This window comes from Streptomyces sp. NBC_00075, from assembly GCF_045041225.1.
In the GTDB taxonomy this organism is placed as follows: Bacteria; Actinomycetota; Actinomycetes; order Streptomycetales; family Streptomycetaceae; genus Streptomyces; species Streptomyces adonidis.
The window spans coordinates 4,743,905-4,755,007 of sequence record NZ_CP108243.1 but is presented as its reverse complement, the minus strand read 5'-3'; the positions used below and the strand labels follow the sequence as shown (position 1 = coordinate 4,755,007).

General features: G+C 72.2%; 6 protein-coding genes. All 6 read left to right on the top strand.

Annotated features, from left to right (window positions below; all coding sequences use genetic code 11):
- The first annotated feature begins 44 nt into the window (after positions 1–44).
- The 6 genes from OG787_RS20590 to OG787_RS20565 all read left to right on the top strand — a co-directional run bounded on the left by OG787_RS20590 (position 45) and on the right by OG787_RS20565 (position 11,047).
- Positions 45–641 (top strand): small secreted protein, encoded by a 597-nt coding sequence (locus OG787_RS20590; protein ID WP_369034389.1) that lies wholly within the window; start codon positions 45–47, stop codon positions 639–641.
- Positions 642–727: 86 nt separating this feature from the next.
- Positions 728–2,260 (top strand): methyltransferase, encoded by a 1,533-nt coding sequence (locus OG787_RS20585; protein WP_405535976.1) that lies wholly within the window; start codon positions 728–730, stop codon positions 2,258–2,260.
- Positions 2,261–2,773: 513 nt separating this feature from the next.
- Positions 2,774–2,971, top strand: a complete 198-nt coding sequence (locus OG787_RS20580) for a hypothetical protein (protein WP_405535975.1) — start codon at positions 2,774–2,776, stop codon at positions 2,969–2,971.
- A gap of 269 nt (positions 2,972–3,240) precedes the next feature.
- On the top strand, positions 3,241–6,132 hold the full coding sequence (gene topA / locus OG787_RS20575; RefSeq protein WP_405535974.1) for a type I DNA topoisomerase: 2,892 nt from the start codon (positions 3,241–3,243) through the stop codon (positions 6,130–6,132).
- A 125-nt stretch (positions 6,133–6,257) separates the two neighbouring features.
- On the top strand, positions 6,258–9,614 hold the full coding sequence (gene tmk, locus OG787_RS20570; RefSeq protein WP_405535973.1) for a dTMP kinase: 3,357 nt from the start codon (positions 6,258–6,260) through the stop codon (positions 9,612–9,614).
- Positions 9,615–9,841: 227 nt separating this feature from the next.
- Positions 9,842–11,047 carry a DNA polymerase III subunit delta' gene (locus OG787_RS20565; RefSeq protein WP_369034385.1) on the top strand — a complete coding sequence of 402 codons (1,206 nt, stop codon included), beginning with the start codon at positions 9,842–9,844 and terminating at the stop codon, positions 11,045–11,047.
- The last annotated feature ends 56 nt before the right edge of the window (positions 11,048–11,103 follow it).

The window sequence follows — 11,103 nt, the reverse complement described above, 5'->3', positions numbered from 1 at the left end:
GCTGATGTCGCCCAGTTGGCGTGTATGTTCCGGGGCCGAGAGCCATGGAAGGGACCAATCCGGTGAACAAGAAGCTCGCGGTCGCACTGTCCGGCGGTGCGGTACTGGTACTGGCGCTGTCGGGATGCAGCAGTGACGACGGCAACGAGAAGCTGGATGCCTGGGCCAAGCAGGTGTGCGACGCGGTGAAACCGCAGGCGCAGAAGATCGAGGCCGCCAACGCCGCGATCCAGAAGGAGACCTCGGACAACAGCACGCCCGAGGCCGTCCAGAAGACCGACGCACAGGCCTTCCAGGACATGGCGGCCGCCTACAAGGCGATCGGTGCGGCCGTGAACACGGCGGGCGCGCCCAACGTCGACGACGGCGAGACGAAGAAGACGAACGCCGTCAAGGAGCTCAACGACATCGCGACCTCCTACGCGGGCCTCAAGAAGCAGGTGGACGAACTCGACACCAAGGACCAGGCGAAGTTCGCCGACGGCCTCAAGGGTGTCGCCACCCAGCTGGACAAGCTCAGCCAGAGCGGCAACGACGCCCTGAAGGCCCTGGAGGAGGGCGACGTCGGCAAGGCGATGGCCAAGCAGGAGAGCTGCAAGTCGACGACCGCGGCCCCGTCGGCCTCCTCGGCCGCCAGCTGACCTCTGCGGGAGTTTTCCACAGGCGTACGGGGTGTCCGCGCGCGTCTGTCCACAGGCGTGCGCGGTGGAGCGGCGGGGCGGACACAATGGGAGGCGTGAGTAACGCCAGCCTGCACGCCCTGCCCTCCGCCGACCGCCCCGACGTCGCCCAGCGCCTCCGGGACGCCCTCCTGGCCGCCGACTTCACCGCCGACGGGCTGCTCGACCTGCTCGGCGCGCCCGCGTACGCCGCCCTGGCGCGCAGCGAGACCGTGCCCGCGCTCCGGGCCACCCGTGGCGACACGCCGCTGGAACTGCTCGTACGGCTCTTCCTGTTGCAGCAACCCGTGCCCCACGCGCGCGTGGCGGGCGTGCTGCCCGTCGACGACTGCGTGGCGAGCGGGTGGCTCGACTCCGGGGGCGGTGGCGAGGTGGCTGCCGCCGTCGATGTGCGGCCTTACAGCGGGCCGGACGGTGAGGACTGGTTCATCGTGTCCGACCTGGGATGCGCGGTCGGCGGCGCCGGTGGCATCGGCAGTCACGACGAGGGCGTCGTCCTCGGCGTGGGCGGTGCCTCCACGACCCTCGCCGGCATCACCGTGCGTACGCCGGTCGCCGCCGCGCTCGATCTCGGCACCGGCTCCGGGATCCAGGCGCTGCACGCCGCCCAGCACGCCACACGCGTGACGGCGACCGACCTCAACCCCCGCGCCCTGCACATCACCGCGCTGACGCTCGCCCTGTCCGGCGCCCCGGCGGCCGATCTGCGCGAGGGCTCGCTCTTCGAGCCGGTCCGGGAGGACGAGACGTACGACCTGATCGTCTCCAACCCGCCGTTCGTGATCTCGCCGGGCGCCCGCCTCACCTACCGGGACGGCGGGATGGGCGGGGACGATCTGTGCCGCACGCTCGTTCAGGAGGCGGGGGAGCGGCTGCGCGAGGGCGGGTTCGCACAGTTCCTCGCCAACTGGCAGCACGTGGAAGGGGAGGACTGGCAGGACAGACTGAGGTCCTGGGTGCCGCGCGGGTGCGATGCCTGGATCGTGCAGCGCGAGGTGCAGGACGTCACGCAGTACGCCGAACTGTGGCTGCGCGACGCCGGCGACCACCGCTCGGACCCGGCGGAGTACCGGGCGCGGTACGACGCGTGGCTGGACGAGTTCGAGGCGCGCAAGGTGAGGTCGGTCGGGTTCGGCTGGATCACGCTGCGGAAGACGGGGGCCGCCGAGCCCTCGATCACCGTGGAGGAGTGGCCGCACTCCGTCGAACAACCGCTCGGGGACACGGTCCGGGCGCACTTCGAGCGCGTGGACTACCTGCGCGCGCACGACGACGCGGCTCTGCTCGCCGCGCACTTCAGACTGGGGAGCGAGGTCGTGCAGGAGCAGGTCGGGCTGCCCGGCGCCGAGGACCCGGAGCACGTGGTGCTGCGCCAGCACCGCGGGATGCGCCGGGCCACCAAGGTGGACACGGTCGGCGCGGGCTTCGCGGGCGTGTGCGACGGCACGCTGAGCGCGGGGCGGATCCTGGACGCCATCGCCCAACTGGTCGGCGAGGACCCCGTGTCGCTGCGCGACCGGACGCCCGCGCAGATCCGGCTGCTGGTGGAGCTGGGGTTCCTGGATCCGGTGGGCAGGTGAGCGGGTCAGGTCCCGGCGTGGTGGGGCTGTCGGCTACGGCATGACGACCATGGTGGAGGGGGGTGCCGCGGCCGGGTTCGGTACGGCAGGTCGCGTACTCGTCCGCCGTACGGCGGTGGGAGGTACAGGGGCGGCGCGTGAGGCGCGGGGAAGCGCGCGGGTGGCGCGGGCGGGCCGGTTGCGGTGCCTGTGCCGTCGTAGCGCTCGCTCGTGACCGCTGTGCCGAGTGTGCGGGTGGCCGGGGCCGGGCGGCATATTCGCGCCGAGTTGGGCGGCCGGGCCGGGGTGGGCCGCGCGTAACGGCTGTGAGATTCGCGGGGGTCGGGTAGCGACGGACCGTGGTCGGCCGGGCCGTTCGCGTGGGTGCTCCGGGGGTGATCGGCGGGTACTCACAGGGAGGCGGGGCCGTCGTCCGTCCGGCGTTCACCTCGGGTTCGCACGGAGGCTTCCCGGGCGTGCCAGCCTCCCGGGTCCGGGGACTCCCGGGCGGGAGAAAAAGGGGCGGGCAGGGGTATGGAGAGCGGATCGGCGATCTTCGTGGGAGTGGTGTTCGCCCTGTTCGGGGGCGGACTGCTGGTGTGGACCGCGGCCAGGGTCCGGAACCGGGCGCCCGTCGCCCTCGGTGTGAACCCCGTCGCATCCGCGGCCCTCGCGAGCGTCGCCGCACTGGTCGCCCTCGGGGTCGGCGCATGGTGCTTCACCCGGGCGTGAGGTGCGGGAGAGACGGCTGGGCGGCCCATACGGCGGAGGGTCGCCGGTAACTGGGAAGTCACCCTCCGGATAGGCGCGACGGGGCAGGTCGACACTCCGGGCGGCAGGAATGGCGGTAGTCGGGTTACCGTTCGAGTGGCCGTTGCGGGCTTTTCCCGTTTGACACGGGGGCGGGATGTACCGTCACACTCCGCAGCGTCAGCATGACCCGACCCCGGGAGCACGGCAGCCGGGGGAGACCCCAGTGTCGACCGGAGAGAAGAGCGAAGTTGTCCCCGACCAGCGAGACCGCACACGGCGGCCGCCGACTCGTCATCGTCGAGTCGCCTGCCAAGGCGAAGACGATCAAGGGCTATCTCGGCCCCGGATACGTCGTCGAAGCGAGCGTCGGGCACATCCGCGACCTCCCCAACGGCGCCGCCGAGGTGCCCGAGCAGTACACCGGCGAGGTACGTCGCCTCGGGGTGGACGTCGAACACGACTTCGCGCCGATCTACGTGGTCAACGCGGACAAGCGGGCCCAGGTCAAGAAGCTCAAGGACCTGCTGAAGGACTCCGACGAACTCTTCCTCGCCACCGATGAGGACCGCGAGGGCGAGGCCATCGCGTGGCACCTCCAGGAAGTCCTGAAGCCCAAGGTCCCGGTCAAACGGATGGTCTTCCACGAGATCACCAAGGCCGCGATCCAGGCCGCCGTCGCCAACCCGCGCGAACTGAACCAGAAGCTGGTCGACGCCCAGGAGACCCGCCGCATCCTCGACCGCCTCTACGGCTACGAGGTCTCGCCGGTCCTCTGGAAGAAGGTCATGCCGCGGCTGTCGGCCGGGCGTGTCCAGTCGGTCGCGACACGACTTGTGGTGGAACGGGAACGCGAGCGCATCGCCTTCCGTTCTGCTGAGTACTGGGACCTGACGGGGACCTTCGCGACGGGCCGCGCGGGAGACTCGTCGGACCCGTCGTCGCTGGTCGCCCGCCTCACGACCGTCGACGGCAGGCGGGTCGCACAGGGCCGCGACTTCGACTCCCTGGGACAACTCAAGAGCGCGAACACCCTCCACCTCGACGAGGCGAACGCCCGCGCCCTCGCCGCCGCCCTGGAGAACACGAGCTTCGCCGTCCGCTCGGTCGAGTCGAAGCCGTACCGCCGCTCGCCGTACGCCCCGTTCCGTACGACGACGCTCCAGCAGGAGGCCGCCCGCAAGCTCGGCTTCGGCGCGAAGGCGACCATGCAGGTGGCGCAGAAGCTGTACGAGAACGGCTTCATCACCTATATGCGTACGGACTCCACGACCCTGTCGGACACGGCGATCACCGCCGCCCGTGCCCAGGTCACCCAGCTGTACGGCGCCGACTACCTGCCCTCGTCCCCGCGGACGTACGCCGGGAAGGTCAAGAACGCGCAGGAGGCGCACGAGGCGATCCGCCCGTCGGGTGATCGTTTCCGCACGCCTGCCGAGACCGGCCTGACCGGCGACCAGTTCCGGCTCTACGAGCTGATCTGGAAGCGCACGGTCGCCTCCCAGATGAAGGACGCGGTCGGCAACTCGGTCACCGTCAAGATCGCCGGCACCGCCTCCGACGGCCGGGACGCCGAGTTCAGCGCCTCCGGCAAGACGATCACCTTCCACGGCTTCCTGAAGGCGTACGTCGAAGGCGCCGACGACCCCAACGCCGAGCTGGACGACCGCGAGCGCCGGCTGCCCCAGGTGAACGAGGGCGACGCCCTGTCCGCCGAGGAGCTCACGGTCGACGGGCACGCCACCAAGCCCCCGGCCCGCTACACCGAGGCGTCGCTGGTCAAGGAGCTGGAAGAGCGCGAGATCGGCCGCCCGTCGACGTACGCGTCGATCATCGGCACGATCCTCGACCGCGGCTATGTCTTCAAGAAGGGCACGGCCCTCGTGCCGTCCTTCCTGTCCTTCGCCGTGGTCAACCTCCTGGAGAAGCACTTCGGGCGGCTCGTCGACTACGACTTCACCGCCCGCATGGAGGACGACCTCGACCGCATCGCCCGCGGCGAGGCCCAGTCCGTGCCGTGGCTCAAGCGCTTCTACTTCGGCGAGGGCGCCAAGGGCGTTCCCGCCGTCGGCGGCGCGGCCGAGGCGGGCAACGGCGACGGGGACCACCTCGGCGGTCTCAAGGAGCTGGTGACCGACCTGGGCGCGATCGACGCACGCGAGGTGTCGTCGTTCCCGGTGGGCAACGACATCGTGCTGCGCGTCGGGCGCTACGGCCCGTACATCGAGCGCGGCGAGAAGGACTCCGAGAACCACCAGCGCGCGGACGTCCCCGAGGACCTCGCCCCCGACGAGCTGTCCATCGAACTGGCGGAGGAACTGCTCGCCAAGCCGAGCGGCGACTTCGAGCTGGGCGCCGACCCCGAGTCCGGCCACCAGATCATCGCCAGGGACGGCCGCTACGGCCCGTACGTCACCGAGGTGCTCCCCGAGGGCACCCCGAAGACCGGCAAGAACGCCGTCAAGCCGCGTACGGCCTCGCTGTTCAAGTCGATGACCCTGGACACGGTCACCCTGGCCGACGCGCTCAAGCTGATGTCCCTGCCCCGGGTCGTCGGCAAGGACGCCGAAGGCGTGGAGATCACCGCGCAGAACGGCCGCTACGGCCCGTACCTGAAGAAGGGCACGGACTCGCGGTCGCTCCAGACCGAGGACCAGCTCTTCACGATCACCCTCGAAGAGGCGCTGGAGATCTACTCCCAGCCCAAGCAGCGCGGCCGGGCCGCCGCCAAGCCGCCGCTGAAGGAGCTGGGCACGGACCCGGTCAGCGGGAAGCCGGTCGTCGTCAAGGACGGTCGCTTCGGGCCGTACGTCACCGACGGGGAGAGCAACGCGACCCTGCGCTCCGGCGACAGCGTCGAGGACATCACCCCGGAACGCGGCTACGAGCTGCTCGCCGAGAAGCGCGCCAAGTCGCCCGCCAAGAAGACCGCGAAGAAGGCGCCGGCGAAGAAGGCCCCCGCCAAGAAGGCGGCCACGACCAAGACGGCCGCCGCCAAGAAGACGACGGCCGCCAAGACGACCACCGCGAAGAAGACGGCCGCCAAGACGACCACCGCGAAGAAGACGGCCGCCAAGAAGGCCCCGGCCAAGAAGGCGACCGCTTCGAGTTCGAGGGTCACAGGTGGCACAAGCGACGAGTGAGTGATCTTCACTTCGTCTGCGCGCGAGCTTCGTCAAATAACCGCCCCGACACCATCAGGTGTCGGGGCGGTCGCGCGTACGGACGGCAACGTCGGGCTGTCGGTGGCTGCCGATAGGCTGAAAGCATGACGCCAGCAGAGCAGCCAACGGCCATTCCCCAGGCCCCCGACGACGCGTTGGTCGCGGACTCCCGCGAACGCGCCGTCCGCGCCCTGCTGCGCCAGCCCCAGCTGAAGCGGCTGTGGAGCGCGCAGCTGGTGGGCGGTGTCGGTGACGCGCTCGCACTACTGGTGCTGGTGGTGCTCGCCCTCCAGGCGGCCATCGCCGAGGGCTCGTTCGGCGGCGGCTACCGGGGCGTGGCGCTCGCCGTGACCGCCGTCTTCGGGGCACGAGTTCTGGCCACGCTGCTCTTCGGCGCGGTCCTGCTCGGCCCGCTCACGTCGCTCACCTCGCAGGAGGGCCCGCTCGACCGGCGCTGGACCATGGTCGGCGCCGACGCGCTGCGCGCCGTCCTGCTGATCATCGCGCCCCTGTGGATCGACTGGACGCCGGAGAACGCCCTGGCCGTCCTGCTGGTCACCGCCTTCGTGGCCGGTGTCGCCGAGCGCTTCTGGACGGTGTGCCGGGAGAGCGCGGCGCCCGCGCTGCTGCCCACGCCTCCCCCGGAGGGGGCGACGGTCCGCCCGCTGCCGGACCACATGGACGCCCTGCGGCGCCTGTCCCTGCGGACGACCTTCGTCACGCTGCCCCTCGCGGGCGCCGCGCTCGTCGCCGCCGGGCTGGTCAACAACCTGCTGGGCACCGGCATCGAGTGGTTCGGCCTGCACCAGGGGGCTTTCGCGTCGTACGTCGCGGCCGGGCTGTTCGCCGCCTCGCTGTCCGTGCTCACCGCCCTGGAACTGCCCGACGCACGCACCCCGCGCGCGCGGTCACCGCTCGAAGGCCTGCGCCGTCCCAAGTCCGGTACGGTCGCCGAGACCGGGCGTACGGGCGCGATCCCGCTGCTCGTCCTGGCCTGCGCGGCCGTCGCCGGCGCCGTCGCGGCGGCCGTCTCCGTGGCCGTGCTGCACGCCAAGGACCTGGGCGGCGGCCCGGTGACGTACGGGCTGCTCGTCCTCGCGCTGACCGGCGGCACGGTCGTCGGCATCCGTACGGCACCGAAGGTGCTGGTGTCGCTGTCGCGGCGCCGGCTGCTCGCGCTGGCCCTCGCCTTCACCGGGGTCGCGCTGCTCGCCGCCGGGCTGGTCCCGGACGTGACGACGGTGCTGCTGATCGTCGCCCTCGCGGGCATCGGCGCGGGCGTCGCCGCCAACACCGGGCACACGCTGCTCGACCAGGAGACCGAGGACCAGCGGCGGACGCGGCTGACGGAGCATCTGCACGCGGTCGTACGGGTGTCCGTGGCGCTGGCCGCGCTGATCGCGCCCCTGGTGGCCGCCCTCATCGGGCCGCACCGCCTGGAGAGCGGCAAGTTCGTGTTCGCGCACGGCGGCGCGGCGTTCACGCTGATGCTGGTGGGCGCGCTGCTGCTGCCCGTGGCCGCGCTGGTTCTCGCCAAGGTCGACGACCGGTCCGGCGTACCACTGCGGCACGACCTGCGGGACGCGGTGCGCGGTGGCGACGATCCCGTACAGGCACCCGCTTCGAACGGCTTCTTCATCGCCCTGGAGGGCGGGGACGGGGCCGGCAAGTCCACGCAGGCGAGGGCGCTCGCCGAGTGGATAAGGGCCAAGGGTCACGAGGTCGTGGTCACGCGCGAGCCGGGGGCGACCCCCGTGGGCAAGCGGCTGCGTTCGATATTGCTGGACGTGTCGAGTGCCGGGCTGTCGCACCGCGCGGAGGCGCTGCTGTACGCGGCGGACCGCGCGGAGCACGTCGACACGGTCGTACGGCCCGCTCTGGAGCGGGGCGCGGTCGTCATCTCGGACCGGTACATCGATTCGTCGGTGGCTTATCAGGGCGCCGGGCGGGACCTCTCCCCGACGGAGATCGCCCGCATCTCGCGCTGGGCGACCGACGGACTGGTGCCGCATCTGACCGTTCTGCTGGATGTCTCCCCGGAGGCCGCGCGGGAGCGGTTCACCGAGGCGCCGGACCGACTGGAGTCGGAGCCGGCCGAGTTCCACGAGCGCGTGCGGTCCGGCTTCCTCACGCTGGCCGCCGCCGACCCGGGCCGTTATCTGGTCGTGGACGCCGGCCAGGAGCCCGAAGCGGTCACGACGGTCGTCCGTCACCGCCTCGACCTGATGCTGCCCCTCTCCGAGGCCGAGGTGAAGGCCCAGGAGGAGGCCCGCAAGGCGGCCGAGGAGGAGGCCAGGCGCAAGGCGGAGGAAGAGGCCGCGCGCAAGGCCGAGGAGGAGCGCCTCGAGCGCGAGCGTCAGGAGACGCTGGCCCGGCTGCGCGCTGAGGAGGAGGAGCGCAAGCGCCGCGAGCTGGAGGAGGCGCAGCGCCGCGAGGCCGAACGTCAGGCGGAGGAGGCCCGGCAGCGGGCCGAGGACGCGCGCCGCCGCGCCGAGGAGGAGCGGGCGCGGCTGCTGGCGGAGGAGAAGGCCCGCGCCGAGGCCGAGGCCCGCCGCAAGGCCGACGAGGACCGCCGGCGCAAGCAGGCCGAGGACGAGGCGAGGCTCCGCGCGGAGGCGGAGGAACGGCGGCTGGAGAAGCAGCGGAAGGCCGAGGAGGCGCTGGTTCGGGCGGAGGCTGAGCGGAGGCAGGCTGCGGAGGCGGCGGCTTCGGCCGCGGCTGCCGCAGCGGCTGCTTCGGCGGCAGCTGAGGCTGAGGCGGCTGCTTCGGGTTCTGCGGGTGCGGGTGCGGGTGCGGGTGCTGGCGCTGGTTCGGGTTCGGCTTCGGGCACGGGTGCCGGTGCGGGCAAGGGCGCGGCTGGGGCTTCGGATTCGGGGTCGGGATCGGAGTCGGGTTCCGGTGAGGCGGGTGGCGGGCGGTCTCGCGGTTCCGATTCGGAGGTGACGGCCAAGTTGCAGAAGCCGCCGGTGCCTTCGGGGGCTTCGGACGAGACAGCTGTGCTGCGGCCGGTTCCTCCGGGGGCCGCCGATGAGACGGCTGTGCTGCCTCCTGTGGTGCCGGGTGCGGCGGACGAGACCGCGGTGTTGCCGCCGGTTCCCTCGGGGGCCGCTGATGAGACCGCTGTGCTGCCGCCCGTGGTGCCGGGTGCGGCCGACGAGACCGCGGTGCTGCCTCCCGTACGGGAGGACAGTGCGGGTCGGCGGGACAGTGCGCCCACGGATCGGGTGCCGCCCGGGTTCTTCCGGGACGAGCGGGCGGACGGGCAGTCCGGGGCCGGTGAGGACCGTACGCGGGAGTTGCCCCAGGTCGATGCCGACGGCGCTCCGCGTCGCCGTCCCCGCTCCGACTGGGCGGAGGAGACTCCGCTGGACGATCTGCCGACGCTGGCCGACGAGCTGCTCGGGCCGCGCACGGACGACGATCGGGACGAGGGGCGGGGGCGGGGCGGGCGGCGCCGCTGAGGCCGGACTGCCGTGGCGGGGCTGCTGTGGCAGGGCTGGTGTCGGCGAGGGACCGTGCCTGTTGCCGGTGGCTCGGCCTGTTGCTGGGCCGGTGAGGGTGCGTGTCTGTTGCCCGTGGGGCCCGTTGTCAGTGGTGGCCCGCACAATGGACCGCACAGGGCGAGCCGTGCGGAACGGCCTGCCGAGGCGGGACGACGTATACGGCGTGACGGAAGGGCGGTGCTCCCATGCCGGTGTGGGACGACCTGGTGGGTCAGGAGAAGGTGAGCGCGCAGCTGGAGGCCGCCGCGCGGGATGCCGACGCCCTGGTCACCGCCGTCGCCGCGAGGGAGCCGCTGCCCGAGGCGTCGAAGATGACGCACGCCTGGCTCTTCACCGGCCCGCCCGGCTCGGGCCGGTCCACGGCGGCCCGGGCCTTCGCCGCCGCACTCCAGTGCGTGAGCCCCGACCGGGCCCTCGGCGGAGTCCCCGGCTGCGGGTTCTGCGACGGCTGCCACACGAGCATGGTGGGTACGCACGCCGACGTGCAGATCGTCCGTACCGATCTGCTCTCCATCGGCGTCAAGGAGACCCGCGATCTGGTCCGGCGGGCCCAGCTGTCACCGGCTGTCGGACGCTGGCAGGTCATCGTCCTGGAGGACGCGGACCGTCTCACGGAGGGCGCGGGCAACGTCCTGCTCAAGGCCGTCGAGGAGCCCGCGCCGCGCACGGTGTGGCTGCTGTGCGCCCCGTCCATCGAGGACGTACTGCCCACGATCCGCTCCCGCTGCCGTCTCCTCACGCTGCGCACCCCGCCGGTGGAGGCGGTGGCCGACATCCTCATCCGCCGGGACGGCATCGAGCCGAACGTCGCGCACACCGTCGCCCGGGCGACCCAGGGCCACATCGGGCGCGCCCGACGGCTGGCGACGGACGCGCGGGCCCGTGAGCGCCGGGCCGCCGTACTGAAGCTGCCGCTCCGCGTCGAGGACGTCGGCGGCTGCCTCAAGGCGGCCCAGGAGCTGATCGACTCGGCGTCCGAGGACGCCAAGCAGCTCGCCGAGGGCGTCGACGTGAAGGAGACGGAGGATCTGAAGCAGGCGATGGGCGCGGGCCAGGGCGGCCGGATGCCGCGTGGCACGGCGGGCGTGATGAAGGAGCTGGAGGACCGGCAGAAGCGCCGGAGAACGCGTACGCAGCGCGACACCCTCGACCTCGCCCTGATCGACCTCACCGGCTTCTACCGCGACGTCCTCGCCCTCCAGCTCGGCTCCCGGCTGGCGATCGCCAACATGGAGGCCGAGGACACCCTGGAGCGCCTGGCCCGCGCCGGCTCACCCGAGTCGACGCTCCGCCGCATCGACGCGATCGCCGCGTGCCGCGAGGCCCTGGACCGCAATGTGGCTCCGCTGCTGGCGGTGGAGGCGATGACGCTGGCGCTGAGAGCGGGCTGACGGTCGGGCCGCTGGTTCATGGCTGGTAGCCGATAGTCGGTCGCCGGCAGCCGTAA

Excerpts from the sequence above, each read along its gene's own strand:
- OG787_RS20590 (WP_369034389.1), top strand. The coding sequence starts at position 45 with ATGGAAGGGACCAATCCGGTGAACAAGAAGCTCGCGGTCGCACTGTCC.
- OG787_RS20585 (WP_405535976.1), top strand. The coding sequence starts at position 728 with ATGGGAGGCGTGAGTAACGCCAGCCTGCACGCCCTGCCCTCCGCCGAC.
- OG787_RS20580 (WP_405535975.1), top strand. The coding sequence starts at position 2,774 with ATGGAGAGCGGATCGGCGATCTTCGTGGGAGTGGTGTTCGCCCTGTTC.
- tmk (WP_405535973.1), top strand. The coding sequence starts at position 6,258 with ATGACGCCAGCAGAGCAGCCAACGGCCATTCCCCAGGCCCCCGACGAC.
- OG787_RS20565 (WP_369034385.1), top strand. The coding sequence starts at position 9,842 with ATGCCGGTGTGGGACGACCTGGTGGGTCAGGAGAAGGTGAGCGCGCAG.